Genomic DNA, 24,456 nt, shown 5'->3' with positions numbered 1-24,456 from the left:
CCTGTTCCCATCCCGAACACAGAAGTTAAGCACTCCCGCGGCGAAAATAGTTGGGCCTGCCCCTGCGAACATAGCACGTTGCCGGGTTTTTCTTTGCCTCTTTTGAGGCCTTTTTTTTATTTTTGAATCCGTTATAATGGAAGAAGAGGTTCAACATGTTCTGGAAAAATTGGAAAATCAAAAAACAGCGCCAGAAACGAATCGCGGATGCTTCCATTGTACGTAAACGCATTCGTTTTTATGGAACGGTACAGGGCGTCGGCTTCCGATGGGAGGCAGGTACTTATGCGAAAGAACATCATCTGACCGGCTGGGTCAAAAATCTGCCGGACGGGACGGTACGCATGGAAGTACAAGGACGGATGGAAGACATTAAAGGCATGATTCAATACATTCGCCGCAATCCTTATATCGAGATCGAAGATATGATCGTACAGGACATGGAAATAAAGCCGGATGACCAAATATTCGATATGATTTATTGACGGACCAATTCTTCGGTCCGTTTTCGTATTCTGTGATAGAATAAGATGTATGAAAATAGGATTCGATAATAATAAATATCTAAAAATGCAGGCGGAGCACATCCGCAAGCGGATCGCACAATTCGACGATAAGCTATATCTGGAATTCGGCGGCAAACTTTTTGATGATTACCATGCCAGCCGGGTCCTCCCGGGATTCTCACCGGACAGTAAACTGCAAATGTTGATCAGTTTAAAAGACAAAGCGGAAATCATCATCGCCATCTGTGCGAAAGACATCACGACTGATAAAAGACGCGGCGACCTGGGCATTACATATGACCAGGATGTTTTCCGTTTGGTCAAGGAATTCCAAAAACGCGGCCTTTATGTCAGCAGTATTGTCGTCACACAGTACGAAAAACAGGCGGCGGTCGAACGCTTCTGTTCCAAAGCCAGACGCCGGCACTTAAAGGTCTATAAACACTACCAGATCGATGGCTATCCAACGAACACAAAAAAGATCATTTCCGATGAAGGATTCGGAAAAAATGATTTTGTACAAACCAGCCGTCCGCTGGTGATCGTCACTGCGCCAGGACCTGGCAGCGGCAAAATGGCGACCTGCCTATCTCAGCTTTATCATGAAAATAAACGCGGAATACGGGCCGGTTACGCAAAATTTGAAACATTTCCGATCTGGAACATCCCGCTGGATCATCCGGTCAATCTGGCTTATGAAGCAGCCACGGCTGATCTGAACGACATCAATATGATCGACCCGTTCCATTTAAATGCCTACGGCAAGATCACCGTCAACTACAATCGTGATGTTGAGATCTTCCCCGTACTGAAAAAAATGTTCGAAGGGATCTTCGGAACGGCGATCTACCAAAGCCCGACCGATATGGGCGTCAATATGGCGGGATTTTGTATCAGTGATGATGCGGTCTGCAGGGATGCCGGCAATCAGGAAATCATCCGGCGCTATTATGACAGCCGCACCCGTTTCATTCGGGAAGAATGCAGCGAAGCAGAGGTGCAGAAACAAGAATTGATCATGGAAAAAGCCAAGATCACGCCGGATGACCGTCCTTGTGTCGTCGCGGCACATGAGCGGGAAGAAGCATCCAAAACATATGCCGGCGCCATTGAACTGGCTGACGGCACGATCGTGACCGGAAAGACCTCGAAATACATCGGCGCCTGCTCCGGCACGTTGATCAATGCCTTGAAACAATTAGCCGGCATCGATCAGGAAACCGATGTGATCGAAAACAACGCCTTTGCGCCGATCCAGAATTTGAAAACAGAATATTTAGGCAGCCACAACCCGCGTCTGCACAGCGATGAAATACTGATCGCGCTTGCGCTGAGTGCCCGTACCAGCGAAAATGCCGCACATGCGTTGGAAAAACTGCCTGAATTACGCGGCTGTCAGGCCCATATTACCTGTGATATTTCCCAGGTGGATCTGTCGATCTACAAACAGTTAGGTCTGCAGGTCACATACGAAGCTGAAAAGAAGTAGGAGGAAATTATGGCAAAATCAATTCCCAGCTCCGGAGCCGGAGCCGTGCGCATCATGCTCAAAAACAAAGACAATCTGCACTTTGAGCTCAATGAAAGTCACGAAGAAAACGGCAAGATGAGCTATTTATACGATATTTTTTATGAAAATGTCAGCGGAACGCTGAATATGTTGATGGATGGTGACACTCCGGTCATCGCGGCTTTGAATCTGAACCTAGGCAGAGTCATCACCCTGGACAATGATACAAATTTAACCAAATTGTGCCGTTATGTCATCGAAAATACAAAAGAATAAATTATTACTGTATGTAGTCGTCGACACCCAGGAGGAACAAACTATTCAGTCGGTCCAGCAGGCATTGTGTAAGCTGACAGCTGCAGAGTTTTCTCCCTGGCGGCCGCAGGCATCGTTGATCGACTGTGCGGAATTTTATGCAACTGCTGCAGCTGATGATCGATCGTTGGCAGATTTGATTCCGCAGCTGAATAAATTCTGGACAGCGGAGGACGAAATCTGGGAAGACTACGGCTACAATACGCCGATGTTTCATGAACACGTATATTATCTGCGTCTGGAGGTAAACAAATGATCGATTATACCGAAGGTGCCGGCTGCCAATATCACATTGGCTTAAAACCCGGCGAGGTCGGACCTTATGTTTTTCTGACTGGTGATCCCGGCCGGGTCAAAGACATTGCCGCTGGCTTAGATGAACCTCATTATGTCACGACCAATCGGGAATATGTCACCTGGACCGGTTCTCTGGCAGGAAAACCAGTCAGTGTGATGTCGACCGGCATCGGCGGACCTTCAACAGCCATCGCCGTAGAAGAGTTATTTCATTTGGGCTGTCATACGCTGATCCGTCTGGGGACATGCGGCGGGATGGACCAGGATGTGAAAGGCGGTGATCTCGTCATTGCTTCCGGTGCTGTCCGTATGGAAGGGACGACACAGGAATATGTGCCGATCGAATATCCGGCCGTACCGGATCATCATGTTGTGTGTGCTTTGGAACAGGCTGCTGTACAAATGCAGGTTCGTTATCATATCGGAGTGGTCCAATGCAAAGATGCTTTTTACGGCCAGCACGAACCCGAAAAAATGCCGGGCAGTGCCGCATTGATCGGCAAATGGAACGCTTATCTTGCGATGGGCACCAAAGCTTCGGAAATGGAGTCGGCGGCTTTGTTCATTGTCGGTCAGGCCAGAGGACTGCGCACGGGGTCGATCCTCCATTGCATTGCCAATCAAGAACGTGCCCGCCGGGGCCTGCCGAACGATCAGGATCACGATCTGCAGCCAATGTTTGATACCGCGATCCTGGCGATGAAACAATTAATAAAAAACGAAGAGCACTAAGCTCTCCGTAAGGTTCCGATGGCTTCCGGGATCCTGTAGATCCAGTCCTCCGGCTGGATGCCGGCAGGGTCCTTTTTTTGTTTGGCACAAAGGGAATGAACGTAAACAGCACTGATCGCTGCTGTCAGGGGATCTTTTGCCTGCCCGTACATACCGGTCAAAATGCCGCACAGCACATCGCCGCTGCCGCCTTTGGCCAGGCCGCTGTCCGGCCGGACGAATACATATTGTTTCGATCCGCGGGCAATGACCGTGATGCCGGATTTCAGTATCAGAGTGCAGTTTGGATAAAGGGAAGCAAACCATTCTGCGGCATGGATCGGATCATCCGCAATTTCTTTCACATCCAAATCAATTAAATAAGTCAGTTCTTTCACATGAGGCGTGACGATCGTGTCGGCTTGCCGCAGCAGCAGCTGCCGTTGATGACGCAGGGCCCATAATCCATCCGCATCAACGATCGCCGGACATTCACTTTCCAGCACGGTCCTGACCATCGCTTCAGTTACCGCACTGCGGCCCATCCCGTTGCCGATCGTGACGGGATCGAATGAATGGATCTGATCAGCAAGCTGTCCGACGGCCTTTTGAGCAAAGAAACCGTCCTGACTTGGCGCAGATAATTTCATTGCACAATCCATTTTTATGGAAAGAATATCCGTGATCGGCTCCGGTACAAATAAAGTCAGCGTGCCGATGCCGCTGCGGTAACAAGCCTGTGCCGCAAAACTGATCGCTCCGTGCATCTGACGGGAACCGCCGATCATCAGCGCCTTGCCGAACGTTCCTTTATGACCGTAGATACTGCGGGCCGGCAGAGCAGCAGCGGCAAGCTCCTTTGTGATCAGCTCTTTGGCCCCTGGATGCAGTGACTTGGGAATGCCGATATCGGCACAGTGAAGCTCTCCGCAGACTTGCGGACCTGCCTGCACCAGATGGCCGGCCTTCAGACAATCCAGGGCGACCGTCACATCCGCCTGCACCGCTGTGCCGAGGATGTTCCCGGTCGTTGCTTCCAGACCGGAAGGCAAATCCACACTGATCACTTTCGCATCGGAAGCGTTGATTGCTTCGATATAATCTTTATATTTACCCTCGATCGGGCGGGACAGACCGTTGCCGAACAGGCAGTCAACGATCACCTGTGCGTCACGAAGCCAGTCGTTGAAATTTTCCGTCTGAACGTGGATGCCGAAACTGTGTAAAATATCCAGCTGGGTCTGCTCATCATCCGATAGATGGTCCGATGTCAGAAAAGCCGATACATCTTCGTGACGCTGCAGCAGCAGACGCGTCATGGCCAGACCGTCAGCTCCATTGTTGCCCGGCCCGCAGACAATGCGGATCTTTTGGCCGGCCGGAACATAGCGGCAGGTTTCCATGGCTGCATGTTCCATCAAGACCAGAGAAGGAATGTGATGGTCCTGGATCGCGCAGGCATCCGCTGCGCGGGCTTGATCTTTGGTACAAATCAGTGTCATAGGATCCTCCATTTCTTTCTTAAATATACCTTGTTCTTTATAAAAAAGAAATCTCTTTCCACATTTAATCGCACTGTGATATAATCAAAAGTCAGTAGGAGGAAGTCCATGCCAGATACTTCACAGGATTCAAAAATCAAAAAGTCAGTCATCCTGTCCGGTTTGGTCGGTACAGGCGGTCTGTTTGTCGCAAAGCTCATTGGGATCATCTATGCGATTCCTTTTTCTTCCATCCTTTCCAATGTCGATTATATGGGATATTACGGCCAGGCATACAATATTTATTCATATGTCCTGAATATTTTTACGGCTGGATTCCCGTTTGCGATTGCCACGATGGTATCCAAATACATGACCTTAAATGATCCAAAAACGGTTCAGCTTGTTAAGAAAATTTCTTTGAATATGCTGATGTTGATGGGATTTGTCGGTATGGTGTTGCTGATGGCATTCTCCGGAGTGATCGCACCGTTGATGGTCGCGACCGGTGCCGAAACGATGGCCCGCGTACTGCGCATCCTGGCGCTTGCTATTTTCCTGGTGCCGACGCTGTCTGCATTCCGTGGTTATTACGAAGGCCAGAAAGAAATGAAAGAATATGCTTATTCGCAGGTGTTTGAACAATTTTTCCGGGTCGGCTTTTTGCTTGGTGCAGCCTGCCTGCTGGTCTATGTGATGCATTGGGCGCGCGTATGGGCGCTGTATGCATCGGTCTTATCAACAAGTGTTGCCGCTTTAGCCGGCATCCTGCAGATCCGGCATTTTGACAAGAAAGCCGATGCCGATGTCAAAGAGCAAGCCCGCCGGCAAACAACTCCATCCAAATCGAAGAAAGAAATCACCCGCGAACTATTCAGGCTGGCTTTACCATATATGCTTGTTTCGATCGTTGGATATTCCCAACAAATTTATAATGCGATCCTGCTGCCGACCGGGCTGAAGATGTTCTATTCGAATACGGATATTATCTCTTCTATTATTTCTGCCACGACGTATGTCGGCACGAAGATCACAGCCATCCCGATGGTTCTTGCGCCTGGCTTTGTGGCAGCGATCATTCCGCATGTCACCAGTGCTCTGACAGAAAAGAATCAAAAATTGGTCCGCAAAAATGTCGTTGACTGTCTGACAGCCGTGCTGTATATCGGTCTGCCGGTGTGCATGTGTATTTTTGTATATGCGGAGCCGATCAATTATACATTGTTTTATACGGATGATCTAAGTACGAGTACCATGGTCTTACAGTGGATGACCATTGAAGCGCTGACGGGTACATTCTCGCCGGTCGTGACGAACTTGATGATGGCGCTCGGTCTGCGCCGCAGCAACATCCGCAACATTTGTATCAATGCGGTCGTAAAAGGCATCCTGATGGTGCCGTTTACAGCAATGTGGGGATTTGGCGGTGCCGTCATTGCATCCTTTATTGCCGACGGCTGGGTGATCTGGGCCAGTCTGCATGAGATCCGTCATAAATTTCATATCCGTTACAATCGTATATTCCAAGTCGTGCTGCGCACGTTGATCGGCTGCCTTGTTTTATGGGGCGTCTCATATGCGCTGACGCGTCTGGGTCTAGGCGGTGTCGGTGATGGTAAGATGATCAGCTTTGTGAAAATGTGCTTTAACGGTCTGATCAGCTTGATCGCGTTCATGGCGGTCACCATTGCCTTGAAGGTACCGCAGCTGGCTTTGCATATGAAATTCGGTCTGCCGAAAAGGAGACAGTCATAATGTATGACGTTGTCGTGGTCGGTGCCGGACATGCAGGCATTGAAGCAGCCATGGCTGCCTGCCGCATGAACATGCATACAGCTTTGGTCACTATTGATATCAATATGGCAGGTTCCATGCCGTGCAATCCAAGCGTTGGAGGACCTGCTAAAGGCATCGTCGTCCGGGAAATTGATGCGCTGGGCGGCGTGATGCCGATTGCCGCTGATCGTACGGCACTGCAGTTTAAAATGTTAAATACCACCAAAGGACCAGGCGTCTGGGCACTGCGGGTCCAAAGTGATAAAGTTGAATATAAAAAGTTCATGAAACAATTGCTTTTATCGGAACCAAAGCTGGATGTCATCGAAAAGATGGCCGGTTCACTGATGACCGAACACGGCCAGGCAGTCGGCATCCGCTGTGCGGACGGGACCGAAGTGAAAGCAAAAACTGTGATCCTGACCACCGGCACCTATATGTCCAGTTCTGTGCTGCGCGGACATACCGCGACAGAATCGGGACCGGAAGACCAGCCGACCGTGAATACATTGTCTCAAAGTCTGCGGGATGCCGGCATTCATACATTCCGGCTGAAAACAGGTACGCCGCCGCGTATCCTGACCGATTCGATTGATTTTTCCGCCGGCAGCGAGCAGCCAGGAACCAATGCTTTTCTGCGCTTCAGTGATACGACGCGTCCGGAAGACGTGCTGCCGTTTGACCGGCAGAAAGTATGTCACTTGATCTACACGACACCAGAGACCCACCGGATCATCCGTGAACATCTGCATGATTCTGCGATGTACTCTGGATTGGTCAAGGGCGTAGGGCCTCGTTATTGTCCAAGCATTGAGGATAAATTGGTGCGTTTTGCGGATAAACCGCGCCATCAGCTGTTCTTGGAACCGGAGTCACTTTCGATGGATACGACGTATGTCCAAGGTTTTTCGACCTCGATGCCGGTGGATGTACAGGAACAAATGGTCCATTCACTGCCGGGGCTGGAACACTGTGTCATCAAGAAATATGCTTATGCGATCGAGTATGATGCCGTAGATCCGCTGCAGATGAAACCGAACATGGAAAATAAAATCATCAGCGGTTTGTTTACGGCCGGACAGCTTAACGGGACCAGCGGCTATGAGGAAGCGGCCGGACAAGGCATCATGGCCGGTATCAATGCGGCTTTGAAAGTCAAAGGAGAAAAGCCGTTTATCCTGCGGCGTGACCAGGCTTATATCGGCGTCATGATCGATGATCTGACGACCAAAGGAACCAAGGAGCCATATCGTCTGCTGACGTCACGGGCTGAATATCGATTGCTGCTTCGGCATGACAATGCGGATCAAAGATTGACCGAACTTGGTTATAAGGTTGGCGTCGTGCCGGAAACACGGTATAATAAATATATGGCGAAGATGGCATCCATCGAAAAAGCTCGTCAGGAACTGAGCGAGCTTCGGATCAAACCGGGAGCGAAGGCGGATGCATATCTTCAGCGTCTTGGATATGATTCTTTATCGCACGGCAGCAGTGCGCTGGAATTGATCAAACGGCCGAAAGTCACCATTGATGGTTTGACATCACTGACCGGCAAAACGTATGATCGGGAAATCAGCCGGGAGATCGAGATCCAGGAAAAATACGCCGGCTATATTGCGAAAGCAAAACGGGAAGCCGCGCATCTGCAGTCGATGGAGGCGGTCGTGCTGCCGGATGATCTGGATTATCCGCATATGGAGAATTTATCATTGGAGGCACGTCAGAAGCTTGACGCGATCCGGCCGCATACGTTGGGTCAGGCCAGCCGGATATCCGGGATCAATCCAAGCGATATTGCGGTCTTGGCGATGCATGTTCAATAGGGGGATAGACATGAAACGCAGGAAGAGAAGAAGAAGACAAAAACATAGTATGGCAACGTGGATCTGTTTGGCTTTGGCTGTGGTCATGATCGCAGAAGGGGCAAAAGAGATCGTGACGATGGTGCAGTTACGCCAGAGCATCAGTGAAACGGAAGCAAAAACGACGGAATTAAAGAAAAAAGAAAAAAAACTGAAGACCACGAAGAAGAATTTGTCCGATCCGAGTTATATCGAATACATTGCCCGCGGTAAGTATCTGGTGACCAAGGACGGCGAACAGGTTTTTAAGTTCCCGGACGAAAATTGAGGTAGTTATGGCAAAAAATGAAATGTATGAATGGCGCAAGTATAAGCAATATTATACAGAGAAGAACGGAAAAGTGACATTTCGTGATGATACGCCTTCCTATGTGCTGGAAAGTTATCAGTTATATTGTGATCAGATGGAGTCATTGAATACATTTATGGACCGCCACGTCGGAGGCGGTCTTTTGTCCGTCTTTGATCGGAAACCAAAATCAAAAGAGAATGATGCAGATCGGCAGCTGGCCCAGGATGTGATCAAATATCGCTGTCAGAACCGGACGCTGCCAAAGAGCTGGTTTGCGTTCGATGTAAAATATCATGACGGGCACGGTCATACGTATAATGGGTATGAAAATCTGCCGGCAGGCGAAGAAACCGATTATCGGATCACAGGCTGTGCGCAGGAAAAGAACCGGATCTATGTGATGTGGAAGCGGCCTGGGTATACGATGATGACAGTTTTCTTGGTGAAAAATAATAAAATCCAAGCATTTCGTGATTTTATCAGTGAAATATAAAAAATGAATTAATATATATAACTCATATATGATGAAATAATGTATTCTATATTATAGTCATATGTGAGGTTTTTTTATGACTCAGTTCATTATTTTCGAGGTCGAAGATGAGGTGTTCGACCAAATACAAGAGACGGCCAAAGACAATGAAGCGTTCTGCATCCGCGAAGAGCGTCAGGGCTACCGCATGGTCCATGTGATCGACCGCAGGGACTGGCAGGAAATCAAAGCGGCGATCGACCGGATGACCGGCCGTCTGATCTACCAAACAGCAGATCTGCTTATCGATATTTCCCAACGAACCATCTTCAAAGACGGCAAGCAGCTTGTCGGCGGTGAAGAGATCTTTTATGTGTTAGATATTTTTTTACATCATCCGCAGCGGGTCCTGAACCGGGAAACGCTCATTACCATGATCGAAGCACGCTCGAAGAATGAAATATATGATAATACATTATCAGTTTCGATCTATCGTTTACGCCGCCTGCTCGGAACCTATAACGGCAAGCCGTACATCCGAACTGTCCCAAAAAGCGGTTATATGTGGATCTATGAAGTTAAAAAGAGCAGAATATAATGAATTTCATCACTTTATAAAACATTTTTGAATGGTTGCCTTTTCGCTTTTATTTCGGTATACTGCGTTCAGGGAGGACATTTTATGCCGAATACATTTGATTCGAAAGAAACTTTTGTAGAAAAACTGAAGGAAACCACTTCTGATATGTACGGACGCGATTTCGAAGAAACGAATACGATCCAACGTTACCGCGCTCTGGGTTCCCTGATCTTGGAAGAAGCCGGTGTGAACTGGCGGATCACCAAAAATGCAGTAAAAAAACAACAAGCGAAACAGCTTTATTATTTTTCCATGGAATTTTTAATGGGACGTCTGATGACCAGCAACTTGATGAACTTAGGTGTTTATGACGTGGTCAAGGACGGTCTGGAAGATCTGGGCATGGATATTAATGAGCTGGAAGAACTGGAAAGCGATGCCGGGCTGGGCAACGGCGGTTTAGGACGTTTGGCTGCCTGCTTCATGGATTCCCTGGCTTCATTGAATTATGCGGGCAACGGAAACTGTATTCGTTATCGTTATGGTTTATTCAAGCAGGAGATCGTCAACAATGAGCAGGTGGAACTGCCGGACTGCTGGCTGAAGTACGGAAATATTTGGGAAGTTTGGAAGCCGCACCACAATGCGCGTGTGAAATTCGGCGGTTATGTCGACGGATATATGAATGAAAACGGAAAATTCGTCGTCCATCATCATCCGGATTTTGTCGTACGTGCGGTCGCTTATGATGAACCGATCATCGGTTATCATACGCCGACAACCAACACGTTACGTTTATGGGATGCGGAAGTCGATGAAGAATCGGTGCCGTCCGGACAGTTAAATAAATATCTGCAGGATGTCAGCGCTCTGACGACCAACGTATATCCGGACGACTCCACACAAGAAGGCAAAGAACTGCGCTTGAAACAAGAATATTTCTTTGTCTGCGCCGGTATCGATGCCATCATCACCGAACACCTGCGCCGTTATCCTTCGCTGGATAATTTCGCTGATAAAGTAGCCATCCAGCTGAATGATACCCATCCGGTCCTGGTCATTCCGGAATTGATGCGGGTCCTGATGGATGAATATGACTACAACTGGGATGATGCATGGCAGATCGTCACGAATACCGTGGCTTATACGAACCATACTGTCATGGCGGAAGCACTGGAAAAATGGCCGGTCGAAACGGTCAAAAAGCTGCTGCCGCGCTTGTATATGATCATTGAAGAAATCGACCGCCGCTGGAAATTTGATGTCGATCACCGCGGATTGTGTGCGATTTATCCGAATGTGGCGATCATCCGTGAAGGCAACGTACATATGGCCAATCTGGCGATCGTCGGCAGCCACAGTGTCAATGGTGTCGCTGCTCTGCATTCGAAGATCCTGGTCGATGATGTCTTCAAGGACTTTGCCCGGATCTATCCGGATCACTTCAACAATAAAACCAATGGCATCACGCATCGCCGCTGGCTGATGTATTCCAATCCGCAGCTGACAGCTTTGTTGGATGACACAATTGGTACAGATTATAAGACGGATCCGCGTCAGCTGGAAAAACTGATGGATTATGTCGACGATCCAGTCGTGCAGCAGCGGTTCCTGGATGTAAAGAAAGAACGTAAAAAGATCCTGGCTAAATACATCAAAGATACATTGGATATCGATGTGAACATTGATTCGATCTTCGACTGCCAGGCAAAACGTCTGCACGCTTATAAACGCCAGCTGCTGAATATCATGCACGTGATGTATTTGTATATGCGCATGAAAGAAGACCGCAACTTCCGTATCTATCCGCGGACATTTATCTTCTCGGCCAAAGCCGCACCGAGCTATTATGAAGCCAAAGAGATCATCAAGCTGATCAATATTGTTGCGCAGCGCGTCAACAACGATCTGGAAACCAAAGATTTCCTGCGCGTGGTCTTCATTCCGAACTACTCTGTTTCCATTGCGGAAATCCTGATGAATGCGGCGGATGTCAGCGAGCAGATCTCGACGGCAGGCAAAGAAGCCAGCGGTACCGGAAACATGAAATATATGATGAACGGTGCCTTGACATTAGGAACTTTGGACGGCGCCAATGTAGAAATCGTCGGTCAAGTCGGCGAAGAGAATGCGAAGATCTTCGGACTGCATGTTGAGGATATCAACCATCTGAAACATGAAAATGCCTATAATTCGCGTGAATTCTACAACCAGCATCCGGAAGTGCGCAAGGTCGTTGATTCGCTGCATAACGGTTACTGGGCACAAAATCCGGATGAGTTCCGTATGATCTACAACGATTTGATCATGAACAATGATGAATACTTTGTGCTGGCTGATTTCAATGCTTATATGAAAGCACAGCAGGAAGTTGAAGCTATGTATCGCGATCAGAGCCACTGGGCAAAGATGATGCTGATCAACATTGCCAAGTCTGGTTACTTCTCCAGCGATCGTACGATCCAGGAATATAACGATGACATCTGGCATTTAACCAAACTGAAATATTAATAAGGATGTGATCCATTTGGATCACATCTTTTTAAGTGAAATCGTCTGTGCTCTGCGAGTAGTTTCCTAATATAGATTTGTGCTATACTTGTGCTGGCGTTGAATGAAAAACGTGGATCCGATCCATGAAAACAATGGTTGAAATGGCGGGCAATGCATACTATAGATTGACGGAAGGAATATGATGAATTTAGAGGAATTACGCATGGATTGTGCGCAAAAGCAGAAAAAAGGCGTACACATCATTCTTGTATCGGTGATCATTTGGATATTCGTGTTATATGTTCATCTGACATCGCTGCCGATACTGACGAAAAATCTTTTGACGTTTTGTGCTACGGCACCGCTGCTGCCGATTTCTTATGTCATTTCAAAACCTTTAAACAAAATAAGGAGGATCCATTAACGACTCTTGGGATCCTTTTTTCTGTGAATCAGATGTTATACTTATTAATTGCGATGTGGATCTATCCTACGATTCCTGAAAAGATGTTGATGGTCATCGCAATGATCTTTGGTGCGCATCTAATGCCGTATAGTTGGTTATATCGATCAAAAAGTTATTTTGCCTTTTCGATCATTATTCCGATCACGGCACTGATCGTCGGATTGATCTATGAGCCTTTTATACTTGCAGCCGTCATGATCATTTTTGAAGCAATATTTAGTCTTTTTCTTCTCCATGAAGTCAAGAGCAGAAATCACTTCCAAAAAAGTCTTTCGCCGATTATTTCCTTCAGACCATTTGTAACAAATATTGCGGTGAAGAGTAAAATCATGTAAAATAAATACGTTAAGATAGGAGTGAACTGCGCATGAGGAAAAGAATTACAGCAGCGGTTGCGGCAGCCATGCTCGCCGGATCCCAGATCCCGGCCATGACCCCGACCTTTGCCCAAGAACAAGTGAGCCGACAAGTCTCGTCGCAGGAATTCATCGATTTGTATTTAAGTAAAGTGACGGTCAATGCGGACGGCACCAAAACCAAGACGGTTTTTAAGACGGTCGATGATATCAATAACACAAATTATACGACTGTATTGGCCAGCGAATCGGTTTACCGTTCGCAGTCGGTACAGACGCAGACGGATATCGCGAATGCGCTGAGCCAGGCGCAGGCGCCGACGTATGAGACATTGCTTGCCCGTGCCAAAGCTATTGACACCGAACAGCAGGCAAATGCCTTTATCAAGCAATATATTCCGGTCAGCACAACGGATCAGATCAACGATTCCAATGTGGATACGATCCTGAACAGCGAAAGTGCCTACAATGGACTGGCACAGGCAGTGAAAGACAGCGTCAATACGAAGCTCAGCGGCGGATATTCGGCATTTTTAAACAAGGCAAAAGCAGTTGATACCGACCGCAAGGCCAATGCTTTCATCAGCCAGTATCTGCCGGTCAAGACAACTGCCGAGGTGACCAGTGCCAACGCCCAGACGATCATCAACAGCGAGAGCGAATACAATAAACTGTCGCAGGAGGTCAAAGACAGCGTCAATGCGAAGATCACCGGCGGTTATACCGCGCTTTTGAACCAAGCCAAGACCGTACAGGATCAGGAGCAGGCAAACAGCTTTGTCAGCCAATATGTGCCGGTCAAAACATCTGCAGAGGTCAACAGCACCAATGCTCAGACGATCATGAACGGCGAAACGACTTACAATGGTTACAGCGATTCGGTCAAGGCGCTGATCAACGCCCAGCTGACGGATTCCTATGATACGCTGCTGGCTGCAGCGAAGAATGTGCAGACTGCCCAGACGCAGACCACAGCACTCAGAAGTGCACGTCTTTACTCAGCCAAGAAAACTGTAAGTACGACGGCGAGCACAGAAGCAAGCGCAGCAACGACTGCATCGACCACAGCGACGACGGCAAGTACGGAATCAAGTACAGAAGAAAAAACGGTATCGACGACAACGGCTGATGCATCAGCAACGGATACGACATCTGAAAAGACCGAATCAACAAGTGATGATACAACGACTGAGGAAAAAACCAGTACAACAACGGACAGCAGTTCTACGTCCGATACGACCGCAAGCAAGGCGGCTTCCCTGCCGACGGCAACCAGTACCACGACCAAGAAGAAAACCAGCACGGTCACCGCTTTCGTGGAAACGTATCTGACCGATGCGCAAGGCAATATTTATACCGAAGCGACAACGGAGAATTACCGTACGATCATCGGCGGTGTTTCCGCTTGGAACAGCATGAAGACCGTGCAGAAAGCACGCGTGAATTCAATCGTTTCAAAGGCGACGGGCAAGACTTATCAGTCTTTGCTTCAGGAAGCACAGAAGATCCAGACCAAGGTCATGAACAAAGAAACGAACACGGCGGCTGCGACCGGAAGCACGTTTTATCGGCTGCTTTGCACCGCTGCCGGAGCGATTTTCTCATGGCTTCTGCTGCGGAAACCGAAGAAACATTAAGAGCGTCTCGCTCTTTTTTTATACCTTTAATTTCTGTATAATAGAAAAAGAAAGGTTTGTATACCATGAGTTTATCTGAAGTGTTTTTCAATGAGCTGTCGAGCGAAAATGTGCTGCGGAAATCCCGTTTATATCGTGCCGGCGGATATAAAGAAGCAGTCTTTTTGTCACGGAACCTGCCCGATTATTCGAGTCATTTTTTCGCTTTTTTAATAGATCTTAACATTTGCCTTTTGCCGGTATACCTGTGGGTCCTTGAGTTTTTATTGATCTTATGCGGCTTTATCCCGCCGAATTTCTTTGATCTGTTGTTCTATATCATGTATGCACTGCTGTTTGTCATCAGTGTGCTGGCTGTCGGAATCTATACATCCCGCAACCACGGACAATCGCTGGGCTATGGGGCGATGGGTCTGAAGCTGGTCCAGCAAAACAAAAAAGAAGCCAGTGCACTGCATTTGATCCTGCGTCAGGCATTGGGACTGGGGATCCCGATCATGGTACTGGGGTACTTTTTCCAGATCATCGGTATGGTCGTCTGGATGCTCGTCAATGCGCTGGTGGTCATTATTACACCGAATCAGCAGTCTATTTTTGATCTGGTCTTTAAATTGAAAACAGTACGTGAACCAGAGCTGCCCGGTGAAGCTGTACAGCCGGCTGCCCGTCCGGTCCGTCCGGAAAGACCGGTCAGCAGTGTATCGCCGATCGATCTGCACATCCGTTCGAATTACAGCGATGATGCAACCTGTGATGTGGAAGAATTGTTCAAATTAGCCAAGAAAGCGAATCTGGAAGTCATCTCGATCACGGATCATAACTGTGCCCGGGCCAACGCGGCAGCAGTGCGGTTTGCGGGCATGTACGGCATTCAGTATATTCCGGGCGTCGAGATCGATGCGCAGTATCGGGGGATCCGAGTGCGGATCTTAGGATATTATATCGATTGGACCGATGAGATCTTTGACTGGATCGAACGGGAATCACTGCGCCGGGAGAAAGAAGCGTCCATGGAACGGGTCCGCAAATTTGAAGAATTTTCTGGCATCTCGATCGATGTGAATTCGATCATCAACAGTTCCCGTTTCCAGACCATCACAGCGCGTGATATCACGAATATGGTCTTCAATAACAAGGTCGTCCGTCAGATGAGCTTTGTGAAAAAATACATCGACGAAACAGAGAATATCCGTCAGGCAAAGCGCCGTTTCCAGAAAGAAATCTTTGGCAAAAACGGCCCGTGCTATGTGACGGTGAAATATCCGGAAGCCAAGGAAATGATCGAAGCCATTCATAATGCCGGCGGTATCGCCATTCTGGCTTCCTGGCATATGGACAGTGTATCAAAACCGGTCATTGAAGAGATGATGAGCCTTGGACTGGACGGTATCGAGTGCTTCAGCCCGGATCTGCAGGATACGACCATCACCTTGCTGCTGAAGATCGCACAGTCGCGCAAAGCGTTTGTGACTGCGGGCAGTGATTTCCACGGCACGACGAAACCGCGCAAGAAACTGGGCGTCACGAATTGTCCGGAGAAAGCCATTCCTTTGGTCCGGATCATTACCAAGGCAGCCGCTTCGTAAAATACAGCCATCCGCAAGGATGGCTTTTCGTATGCGAAATGATTGAGCAGAAGGCAAAAATAGCGTATAATATGAACGAATATAACCAAAGGCAAAGAAGAGAAGAGTAACGCTGCACTGGATGCATAGAGAACAATTGGCTGGTGGAAAATTGGATGCCGGACAGCGTGAACATGAACTCGGAGCTGCAGTACGCCGTTTGGCCGCGTTAAGGCTTTTGAGGCACAGTCTGCAACAGATTGTGTGAACTAAGGTGGTACCGCGAAACTTTCGTCCTTGGATGGAAGTTTTTTTCTTTAGGAGGAATCAAACATGGAAAACAAAGGTCCTTATTATTTAACAACCGCAATTGCGTATACTTCCGGACGCCCGCATATCGGCAACACGTATGAAATTATTTTATCTGATGCGATCGCACGTTTTAAACGTGCCCAGGGCTATGATGTCTATTTCCAGACCGGAACGGATGAGCACGGCATCAAGATCGAAGAAAAAGCCGAGGAAGCCGGCATCACACCGAAAGAATTCGTCGATAAAGTATCCGGTCAGATCCGTGCTAACTGGGATCTGATGAACACCAGCTATGATTACTTTGTCCGTACGACCGATGAAGATCATATGAGGACCGTACAGAAAGTATTCCGTCAATTCTATGAACAAGGCGACATCTACAAAGGCTGTTATGAAGGCTGGTATTGTACGCCGTGTGAATCGTTCTGGACCGAATCGCAGCTGGTAGACGGCAAATGTCCGGACTGCGGCCGTCCCGTACAGAAAGCCAAAGAAGAAGCATACTTCTTCAATATGCAGAAGTATGCTCCGAAATTGATCAAATATATCGAAGATCATCCGGACTTCATTCAGCCGGAAAGCCGGAAGAATGAGATGCTCAATAACTTCTTAAGACCAGGCCTGCAGGATTTATGTGTCTCGCGTACGTCTTTTGATTGGGGCATTCCGGTCGACTTTGATGAGGGACACGTTATTTATGTCTGGATCGATGCACTGTTCAACTATATCACGACACTTGGCTATGATCCGGATGCCGAGACGCAGCCGCAGAGGTATCAAAAATACTGGCCGGGCACCCATATCATCGGTAAAGATATTTTACGGTTCCATACGATCTACTGGCCGATCTTCCTGATGGCTTTAGGCCAGCCGCTGCCGAAAACCGTCTTTGGTCATCCATGGCTGCTGATCGGTGAGGGCAAGATGTCCAAATCCAAAGGCAACGTGATTTATGCCGAAGATCTGGTCGAACACTTCGGTGTTGATGCGGTGCGTTACTATTGCCTGCATGAAATGCCGTTTGCGCAGGATGGAACGATCACATGGGAACTGGTCATCGAACGGATCAATTCGGATCTTGCCAACATTTTGGGCAATCTGGTCTCCCGTACGATCGCCATGAGCAATAAATACTTCGATGGCCTGGTCACTAATCCGCAGGTCAATGAACCGGTCGATGAGGAATTGAAGACGCTGGCTGAGTCCACGCTGGCCAAAGTCACCGAAAAAATGGATACTTTCCATGTCAGTGATGCGCTGAATGAGATCTTTACTTTATTACGGCGTACGAACAAATACATTGATGAAACGGAGCCTTGGGTACTGGCGAAAGATGAAGCGAAAAAAGACCGTTTGGCTACCGTGCTGTACAACTTATTGGAGGCCATTCGGTTCAGTGCGGTCCTGCTGCAGAGCTTCCTGCCGGAAACGGGCGAAAAGATCCTGGATGAATTGAATACGCAGCAGCGTGATTTTGATACGTTATCGTCCTTCGGACAGCTGGAAACGGATATTCATGTAGTTAAAAAGGCAGAAGTACTGTTCAAACGAATCGATGAAAAGAAATTTATGGCGGAATTCAACAAAGAAAAGAAAAAGCCGAAACCAGAACCAAAACCGGAAGCACCGCAGATCGATATTGATCAGTTCGAACAGACCGAACTGAAAGTCGGCACCGTGCTTTCCTGCAAGAAACATCCGGAAGCTGACCGCCTGCTCATAGAGCAGATCGACTTAGGCGGCGAGACCCGCCAGATCGTCAGCGGTATTGCCCAATATTACACACCGGAAGAAATGGTCGGCAAGAAGGTCGTCGTGGTAACGAATCTGAAGCCGGTCAAATTACGCGGCGTGGAATCCCAGGGCATGATCTTATGCGCAATGAAGGGCAAGAAACTGACGCTGGTCACAGTTGATGCGGATATTCCGAACGGTTCGAAGGTCGCATGAGTGATGAAGAACGCGTGATGGCCCAGCAGAAGCAGCTGGTAACGGTCGGACTGGTCCTGGCCGTGATCGGGTTGGTCATGCGGCGCGGGTCGCTGATCATCACCGGTATCGTGATCGCCTGCTTTGGCTTGGTGCGCATCTATATCATTAAGAAATTGATCAAGAGAGACGAATAAGTCTCTCTTTTATTGTATAGGTTTCGCAAAGTGAACGATTTTCAGATAAACGGCATGGATTGTCTAGTAAATTTGTTTGCGAAAACAGGCACAAAATGTTTTAATAATTACGCATTATCAAGAGCTGGGGGTAAAGAGCTAGCTTGTTTGATCCCACACCAACCTGATGATACACACAATGATTAAGGTGGTCCCACTAGCAATGATAAGAAGTATAATGCATACGCCACATACTTCTTGAAGTATGTTTTTTTGTAACAGAGGAGGAGCAGAATGAAAAACTACATTTTTACCAGTGAGAGCGTGACCGAAGGACATCCGGACAAAATCTGCGATATGATCGCTGATTCCATCGTGGATGCCGCTTTGGAACAAGACCCGTATTCGAATATGGCCGTTGAGGCAACGATCAAAGACGATTTCGTATTGATCTACGGCGAAGCCAACACCAAGGCAAAACTGGACTATGAAAAGATCGCTTTGGATACGATCCGCAAGATCGGCTATAACGAAGATTATCATGTAACGGTCGTCGTCAACCAGCAGAGTCCGGAGATCCACAATGCGGTCAATGCCGATGATCATATCGGTGCCGGCGACCAGGGCATCATGTTCGGTTATGCCTGCGATGAAAGCAAGGAGTACATGCCGCTGCCGATCTACTATGCCCATTTACTGGCACGTCGTCTGACCAAGGTTCGCCGCGCCCATCCGGATGTATTGGGCCCGGACGGCAAGACGCAAGTATCGGTTGAATATGAAAACGATGAGATCAAACGAATTGATACGATCGTCGTTTCTACCCAGCATGCGGCAGATGTTACACAGGAACAAGTCCGTGAACTGGTGATGAATGAAGTGATCAAACCGAGCATCGATCCGAAGTTGTTGGATGAAAACACCAAGTATTTGATCAACCCATCCGGCAGTTTCGTTGTCGGCGGCTCCTTCGGCGATTCTGGTACGACCGGACGGAAGATCGTCTGCGATACATACGGCGGACGCGGTCATATCGGCGGCGGATGCTTCTCCAGTAAAGATCCGACGAAAGTCGACCGCAGTGCGGCTTACTACACACGGTATGTCGCAAAATCCATCGTTGCCAATCATTTAGCCCGCCGTGCGGAAGTACAGGTTGCCTATGCGATCGGAAAATCGGAACCGGTATCGATCTGTGTCGATACATTCGGCACCGGCGCAAAATCCGATGAAGAAATTCTGGATATCGTGAAGAAAAACTTCAACTTCAATGTCGGCAATATTATCAAAGAGCTGGATCTGCGCCGTCCGATCTACCGCAAGACCAGCTGCTACGGACACTTTGGTGATCCGCAGTTCCCTTGGGAACAAATCAAGACTTTAAGTGAATAACGTGCAGATCGATCTGCAATCGGGCAAAAAACAGAAGGTTTGCGCAAGAGATTTGTTATAATGGAAAGCGGGAAAGCCCGCTTTCTTTTTTACAAGTTCGTTAAAGGGGCAATTTACTGAGAATTGAGTATAATAATCAATTATCAGATGGAGGTAGGATTTATGTATCATATCGGATTTGACATCGGCAGCACCACGATCAAGGCAGTGGTCCTGGACGATGAAAATAATATTTGTTACCGAAGCTATGAACGGCACAAGGCCCAAGCGCGTCAGAAAGCGCTGGATAAGATCATTGAACTGCGCAAGTTCACCAAAGAACCGTTCACGTTTGCGATCAGCGGATCCGGTGCCATCGGCTTATGCGAACAATCCGGACTGCCGTTTGTGCAGGAAGTATTTGCCAGTGCGGTCGCTACGAAGAAATTCTTCCCGGAAACCGACTGTGCGATCGAACTGGGCGGTGAAGATGCCAAGATTTTATTCTTCCGCGGCAGCATCGAACAGCGGATGAATTCCACATGTGCCGGCGGTACGGGAGCGTTCATCGACCAAATGGCTCAGCTGCTGAACATGAGCCTTGAAGAAATGAATGAAGCCAGTCTGCACTATCATCGGATCTATCCGATCGCCAGCCGCTGCGGTGTATTTGCGAAATCCGATATTCAGCCGCTGATCAACCAAGGCGTCGATAAAGCGGATTTATGTGCGAGCATTTTCCAGGCGGTGGTCGGACAAACGATCACATCGCTGGCGCAGGGACGGAAGATCGAGGGCAATCTGCTGTTCTTGGGCGGTCCGCTCTATTTCTTGAGCGGTCTGCGTAAACGATTCCAGGAAACATTGAAGCTGGAGGATGAGCAGATCAACTGCCCGGACACCGCGATCCATTATGTGGCCTTGGGTACGGCATTGTGCGCGGATCAGGAATTTACCCGTGAATCGATCGAGGGTACGTTGGAAGAACTGGTCAATACGCCTGTAGAAATGTCCGAAAGCAAACCGTTGTTTGAAACGAAGGCAGACTATGATGCGTTTGTCGCCCGCCATCAATCGCACGATGCGAAATATGCCGATTTGAAATCCTACACCGGAAAAGCCTACCTCGGTGTGGACTCTGGATCGACGACGACAAAACTGGCTTTGATCGCGGAGAACGGCGATATCCTTTATGATTCCTACTCCTCCAATAAAGGCAATCCGCTGGATGTCGTGCTGCATGATCTAAAAACCATTTACGATACCAATCCGGATATCCGGATCTATGGTGCCTATTCGACAGGATACGGTGAGGAGCTGATGCGCACGGCGTTCCATTTGGACGGCGGCGTCGTTGAAACACTGGCTCACTATACAGCCGCAAAGAAATTCAATCCGGATGTCGACTATATTCTGGATATCGGCGGTCAGGACATCAAATGCTTTAAGATCAAAGACGGTCATATCGATGACATCGTGCTCAACGAAGCGTGTTCCTCCGGCTGCGGTTCCTTTATTGAAACGTTTGCCAATTCGCTGGGCTATGATGCCAAGGAATTTGCGAAACTGGGCCTGAAATCCAAGCACCCTGTCGATCTGGGGACCCGTTGTACGGTCTTCATGAACAGCGGCGTCAAGCAGGCGCAGAAAAACGGTGCGACCGTTGAAGATATCAGTGCCGGATTATGTCGGTCGGTCGTCAAAAATGCCTTGTATAAGGTCATCCGTGCCCGGAACAAAGACGATATCGGCAAGCACATCGTCGTGCAGGGCGGTACGTTCCAAAACGATTCGGTCTTACGTTCATTTGAGCAGGAGCTGGATCTGGAAGTCATCCGGCCGAGCATCGCGCATTTGATGGGCGCCTACGGAGCTGCGCTGTATGCACAGAAACTGCATCGGACCCCAAGCGCCATCCTGAATCGCGAACAGCTGGAGAACTTCAGCCATACGGCCCGTTCCGTTGCCTGTCAGGGCTGCAGCAATCATTGCTCGCTGACCATCAATACCTTTAATGACGGCACCCGTCTGATTGCCGGCAACAAGTGCGATAAGATGATCGTCACGAAGTCCCGCCATGAAGATCTGCCGGATATGTATAAGATCAAGACCCAGATGTTCGAGGACATCAAAAAGAAATATCATCATGAGAAAAAGATCGGCATGCCGCTGGTCCTGAACAATTATGACCTGCTTCCGTTCTGGTCACGGTTCTTTGATTCCCTGGGCTATGAAATCATCTGGAGCAAGCCAAGCACCCAGGAAACGTACCAGCGCGGTCAGCAGACGATCCCGAGCGATACGGCCTGCTTCCCGGCCAAACTGGTCCATGGCCACATTCAGGAACTGATCGACCAGAAAGTGGACTATATTTTCTATCCATGCATGACGTACAATGTGGATGAAAAACAGTCGCAGAATCACTACAACTGTCCGGTCGTCGCGTATTACCCGCAGGTCATCGAAAACAACATGGACATGGAAGAAACCAAATTTGTTTCCCCGTTCCTGAGCTTTGACGATGAAAAGACCTTTGTGAAAGCGTTCTGCCTGCATTTTGAAAAAGCCGGCATCAAATTCCGGAAACACGACGTGCAGATCGCCCTGCATGCCGGTGCCAATGACTATAAACTGTTCCATGAACAGCTGCGTCTGAAACACCAGGATGCGGTCCTTTATGCCCGCGAACACAATTTACCAATGGCAGTCTTATGCGGCCGTCCGTATCATCTTGATCCGCTGGTCAACCACCAGATCCATCAGCTGCTTACTCAATTGGGTTTCGTGGTCTTAAGTGAGGAGAGCGTGCCGCGCCAGCAGCCGCACACCACCAATGTCCTGAATCAATGGACCTATCACGCACGGCTTTATCAAGCGGCGCATTATGTCTGCGAGAATGATGATATGCATCTGATCCAGCTGGTCAGCTTCGGCTGCGGCATCGATGCGGTCACGACCGATGAAGTGAAAGAGATCCTGAAAGCTTCCGGTAAGTTCTACACGCAGATCAAGATCGATGAAGTAGATAACCTGGGCGCTGTGCGGATCCGCCTGCGTTCGCTGAAAGGTGCCATTGAGCAGCAAAAGGAGGAAGAGCAGCATGTACACTAAATTTACGTCCGACATGAAAGCCGATCATTTGATTTTGGTACCGAGCATGCTGCCGATCCACTTCAAATTTTTCAAACCGATCTTTGAAAAAAACGGCTATCACATCGAAGTATTGGATACTGACAACGACAATATCCGCGAGGAAGGGCTGGCGCATGTGCATAACGATATGTGCTATCCGGCCTTGTTGGTGATCGGACAATTTATCGATGCGCTGAAAAGCGGTAAATACGATCTGGATCATGTCGCTCTGGCCATCACGCAGACCGGCGGCGGCTGCCGCGCCAGCAATTATTTATCCTTGCTGCGAAAAGCATTGGAACGGGAAGGCTGGGACTATATCCCGGTGCTGTCGCTGAACTTTTCCGGTCTGGAAAAAGACAGCGGGGTGGAAATGGACCTGCCGCTGATCATGCGTACGATCTATGGCGCTTTGTACGGCGATGCACTGATGTGGCTGAAGAACCAAGTGATGCCTTATGAAGTACATAAAGGCGAAACAATGCGTGTCATCGATGAGATGGTCGATGAGCTGATGGTCTCGTTTGAAAATGGCGGCTATCGCAAATCGAAGAAGATCTATCGGGATATGATCGACCGCATGAAAGCCATCGAACGGACCAAAGAACCGAAGATCCGCGTCGGTATTGTCGGTGAGATCTATATGAAATACTCCCCGCTGGGCAACCAGCACTTAGAGGACTATCTGATGCAGGAAGGCTTTGAGCCCGTTCTGTCCGGCGTCATGGATTTTGTGCTTTATTCGATCGAAAACGGCCTGATCGACTATAAGTATTACCATATGCATTCTAAAAGCTGGGGCATCTATCAGATCGCCAAAGATGTGGTCATGCGCATGCAGAAGACCTTCCGCGATGCAGTGAAACAGGATGGGACTTTTGTGGCACCGGATGATTTCAGCGAAGTGATCCGGGCCGGCCGGCCGTTTATTGATCCAGGTGTCAAGATGGGCGAGGGCTGGCTGCTGACCAGCGAAGTGGTCTCCTTGATCCAGTCCGGTGTGACCAACGTCATCATGTGCCAGCCGTTTGGCTGCCTGCCGAATCATATTGTCGCCAAAGGGATGACGCATAAGATCAAGCAGGAATACCCGAATGCCAATATCGCACCGATCGACTTTGATCCAAGCGCCTCGCACGTCAACCAGGAAAATCGCATCCGTTTAATGATGGCCAACGCCAAATTAAACGCAAGAATGCAGGAGCAGAACTGAT

19 protein-coding genes, 1 rRNA gene, 1 pseudogene and 1 other annotated feature are annotated in these 24,456 nt (G+C 48.6%); of the genes and pseudogenes, 20 read left to right on the top strand and 1 reads right to left on the bottom strand.

Annotated features, from left to right (window positions below; all coding sequences use genetic code 11):
- The 6 genes from rrf to udp all read left to right on the top strand — a co-directional run.
- Positions 1-87: ribosomal RNA gene (gene rrf, locus HNQ47_RS10155) — 5S ribosomal RNA — on the top strand; the annotation flags it as partial.
- Positions 88-155: 68 nt separating this feature from the next.
- Positions 156-485, top strand: coding sequence for an acylphosphatase (locus HNQ47_RS02215; RefSeq protein WP_221247933.1), 330 nt, complete (start codon positions 156-158; stop codon positions 483-485).
- 49 nt (positions 486-534) lie between these two features.
- A complete protein-coding gene (locus HNQ47_RS02210; RefSeq protein ID WP_183327088.1) occupies positions 535-1,995 on the top strand; it encodes a DUF1846 domain-containing protein in 1,461 nt (486 codons plus the stop codon).
- A gap of 9 nt (positions 1,996-2,004) precedes the next feature.
- Positions 2,005-2,292 (top strand): hypothetical protein, encoded by a 288-nt coding sequence (locus HNQ47_RS02205; RefSeq protein ID WP_183327086.1) that lies wholly within the window; start codon positions 2,005-2,007, stop codon positions 2,290-2,292.
- Positions 2,267-2,587 carry a hypothetical protein gene (locus tag HNQ47_RS02200; protein ID WP_183327084.1) on the top strand — a complete coding sequence of 107 codons (321 nt, stop codon included), beginning with the start codon at positions 2,267-2,269 and terminating at the stop codon, positions 2,585-2,587. Before HNQ47_RS02205 ends, HNQ47_RS02200 begins: the two co-directional genes overlap by 26 nt.
- The gene (udp, locus tag HNQ47_RS02195) at positions 2,584-3,360 is read left to right on the top strand and encodes a uridine phosphorylase (RefSeq protein WP_183327082.1); all 777 of its coding nucleotides are present in this window, start codon (positions 2,584-2,586) and stop codon (positions 3,358-3,360) included. The genes HNQ47_RS02200 and udp overlap by 4 nt, the downstream gene beginning before the upstream one ends.
- On the opposite strand, the gene HNQ47_RS02190 is transcribed toward udp, so the two are convergent.
- Complete coding sequence (locus HNQ47_RS02190) at positions 3,357-4,841, bottom strand: NAD(P)H-hydrate dehydratase (protein WP_183327079.1); 1,485 nt, start codon at positions 4,839-4,841, stop codon at positions 3,357-3,359. The two genes, udp and HNQ47_RS02190, sit on opposite strands and share 4 nt — an antisense overlap.
- Before the next feature lie 108 nt (positions 4,842-4,949).
- Here HNQ47_RS02190 and HNQ47_RS02185 point away from each other — a divergent pair, with 108 nt between their 5' ends.
- The 14 genes and pseudogenes from HNQ47_RS02185 (at position 4,950) to HNQ47_RS10120 (ending at position 24,455) form a co-directional block, all read left to right on the top strand.
- A complete protein-coding gene (locus tag HNQ47_RS02185) occupies positions 4,950-6,575 on the top strand; it encodes an oligosaccharide flippase family protein (RefSeq protein WP_183327077.1) in 1,626 nt (541 codons plus the stop codon).
- A complete protein-coding gene (gene mnmG, locus HNQ47_RS02180; protein ID WP_183327075.1) occupies positions 6,575-8,422 on the top strand; it encodes a tRNA uridine-5-carboxymethylaminomethyl(34) synthesis enzyme MnmG in 1,848 nt (615 codons plus the stop codon). The genes HNQ47_RS02185 and mnmG overlap by 1 nt, the downstream gene beginning before the upstream one ends.
- 10 nt (positions 8,423-8,432) lie before the next feature.
- Positions 8,433-8,729 (top strand): septum formation initiator family protein, encoded by a 297-nt coding sequence (locus HNQ47_RS02175; protein ID WP_221247932.1) that lies wholly within the window; start codon positions 8,433-8,435, stop codon positions 8,727-8,729.
- Between the two features lie 7 nt (positions 8,730-8,736).
- Positions 8,737-9,246, top strand: a complete 510-nt coding sequence (locus HNQ47_RS02170; RefSeq protein ID WP_183327071.1) for a hypothetical protein — start codon at positions 8,737-8,739, stop codon at positions 9,244-9,246.
- Positions 9,247-9,322: 76 nt separating this feature from the next.
- Entirely contained in the window at positions 9,323-9,823 is a 501-nt protein-coding gene (locus tag HNQ47_RS02165) for a winged helix-turn-helix domain-containing protein (RefSeq protein ID WP_183327069.1), read from the top strand.
- A gap of 84 nt (positions 9,824-9,907) precedes the next feature.
- Positions 9,908-12,316, top strand: coding sequence for a glycogen/starch/alpha-glucan phosphorylase (locus HNQ47_RS02160; protein ID WP_183327067.1), 2,409 nt, complete (start codon positions 9,908-9,910; stop codon positions 12,314-12,316).
- A gap of 181 nt (positions 12,317-12,497) precedes the next feature.
- Positions 12,498-13,099 (top strand): annotated as a pseudogene (locus HNQ47_RS02155) (DUF7010 family protein).
- 32 nt (positions 13,100-13,131) lie between these two features.
- Positions 13,132-14,757: a hypothetical protein gene (locus tag HNQ47_RS02150; RefSeq protein ID WP_183327065.1), complete on the top strand. Its 1,626-nt coding sequence runs from the start codon at positions 13,132-13,134 to the stop codon at positions 14,755-14,757.
- Between the two features lie 65 nt (positions 14,758-14,822).
- Positions 14,823-16,343: an RDD family protein gene (locus HNQ47_RS02145; RefSeq protein ID WP_183327063.1), complete on the top strand. Its 1,521-nt coding sequence runs from the start codon at positions 14,823-14,825 to the stop codon at positions 16,341-16,343.
- Between the two features lie 85 nt (positions 16,344-16,428).
- Positions 16,429-16,624, top strand: a binding site (T-box leader).
- Between the two features lie 31 nt (positions 16,625-16,655).
- A complete protein-coding gene (metG, locus tag HNQ47_RS02140) occupies positions 16,656-18,584 on the top strand; it encodes a methionine--tRNA ligase (RefSeq protein ID WP_183327061.1) in 1,929 nt (642 codons plus the stop codon).
- Complete coding sequence (locus tag HNQ47_RS02135; protein WP_183327059.1) at positions 18,581-18,760, top strand: hypothetical protein; 180 nt, start codon at positions 18,581-18,583, stop codon at positions 18,758-18,760. The genes metG and HNQ47_RS02135 overlap by 4 nt, the downstream gene beginning before the upstream one ends.
- 273 nt (positions 18,761-19,033) lie before the next feature.
- A complete protein-coding gene (gene metK, locus HNQ47_RS02130; protein WP_183327057.1) occupies positions 19,034-20,131 on the top strand; it encodes a methionine adenosyltransferase in 1,098 nt (365 codons plus the stop codon).
- Between the two features lie 162 nt (positions 20,132-20,293).
- A complete protein-coding gene (locus tag HNQ47_RS02125; RefSeq protein WP_183327055.1) occupies positions 20,294-23,221 on the top strand; it encodes an acyl-CoA dehydratase activase in 2,928 nt (975 codons plus the stop codon).
- Positions 23,211-24,455, top strand: a complete 1,245-nt coding sequence (locus HNQ47_RS10120) for a 2-hydroxyacyl-CoA dehydratase (protein WP_281378154.1) — start codon at positions 23,211-23,213, stop codon at positions 24,453-24,455. The genes HNQ47_RS02125 and HNQ47_RS10120 overlap by 11 nt, the downstream gene beginning before the upstream one ends.
- Position 24,456: the final 1 nt, after the last annotated feature.

Source organism: Catenisphaera adipataccumulans (assembly GCF_014202755.1).
GTDB classification, from domain to species: Bacteria; Bacillota_I; Bacilli_A; order Erysipelotrichales; family Erysipelotrichaceae; genus Catenisphaera; species Catenisphaera adipataccumulans.
This window is presented reverse-complemented; position numbering and strand designations above follow the sequence as displayed.

Coding starts and splice junctions, on each gene's coding strand:
- HNQ47_RS02170 (WP_183327071.1), top strand. CDS start 8,737: ATGGCAAAAAATGAAATGTATGAATGGCGCAAGTATAAGCAATATTAT.
- HNQ47_RS02215 (WP_221247933.1), top strand. CDS start 156: ATGTTCTGGAAAAATTGGAAAATCAAAAAACAGCGCCAGAAACGAATC.
- HNQ47_RS02185 (WP_183327077.1), top strand. CDS start 4,950: ATGCCAGATACTTCACAGGATTCAAAAATCAAAAAGTCAGTCATCCTG.
- HNQ47_RS02145 (WP_183327063.1), top strand. CDS start 14,823: ATGAGTTTATCTGAAGTGTTTTTCAATGAGCTGTCGAGCGAAAATGTG.
- HNQ47_RS02205 (WP_183327086.1), top strand. CDS start 2,005: ATGGCAAAATCAATTCCCAGCTCCGGAGCCGGAGCCGTGCGCATCATG.
- HNQ47_RS02160 (WP_183327067.1), top strand. CDS start 9,908: ATGCCGAATACATTTGATTCGAAAGAAACTTTTGTAGAAAAACTGAAG.
- HNQ47_RS02150 (WP_183327065.1), top strand. CDS start 13,132: ATGAGGAAAAGAATTACAGCAGCGGTTGCGGCAGCCATGCTCGCCGGA.
- HNQ47_RS02190 (WP_183327079.1), bottom strand. CDS start 4,841: ATGACACTGATTTGTACCAAAGATCAAGCCCGCGCAGCGGATGCCTGC.
- metK (WP_183327057.1), top strand. CDS start 19,034: ATGAAAAACTACATTTTTACCAGTGAGAGCGTGACCGAAGGACATCCG.
- mnmG (WP_183327075.1), top strand. CDS start 6,575: ATGTATGACGTTGTCGTGGTCGGTGCCGGACATGCAGGCATTGAAGCA.
- HNQ47_RS10120 (WP_281378154.1), top strand. CDS start 23,211: ATGTACACTAAATTTACGTCCGACATGAAAGCCGATCATTTGATTTTG.
- metG (WP_183327061.1), top strand. CDS start 16,656: ATGGAAAACAAAGGTCCTTATTATTTAACAACCGCAATTGCGTATACT.
- HNQ47_RS02200 (WP_183327084.1), top strand. CDS start 2,267: ATGTCATCGAAAATACAAAAGAATAAATTATTACTGTATGTAGTCGTC.
- HNQ47_RS02210 (WP_183327088.1), top strand. CDS start 535: ATGAAAATAGGATTCGATAATAATAAATATCTAAAAATGCAGGCGGAG.
- HNQ47_RS02135 (WP_183327059.1), top strand. CDS start 18,581: ATGAGTGATGAAGAACGCGTGATGGCCCAGCAGAAGCAGCTGGTAACG.
- udp (WP_183327082.1), top strand. CDS start 2,584: ATGATCGATTATACCGAAGGTGCCGGCTGCCAATATCACATTGGCTTA.
- HNQ47_RS02175 (WP_221247932.1), top strand. CDS start 8,433: ATGAAACGCAGGAAGAGAAGAAGAAGACAAAAACATAGTATGGCAACG.
- HNQ47_RS02125 (WP_183327055.1), top strand. CDS start 20,294: ATGTATCATATCGGATTTGACATCGGCAGCACCACGATCAAGGCAGTG.
- HNQ47_RS02165 (WP_183327069.1), top strand. CDS start 9,323: ATGACTCAGTTCATTATTTTCGAGGTCGAAGATGAGGTGTTCGACCAA.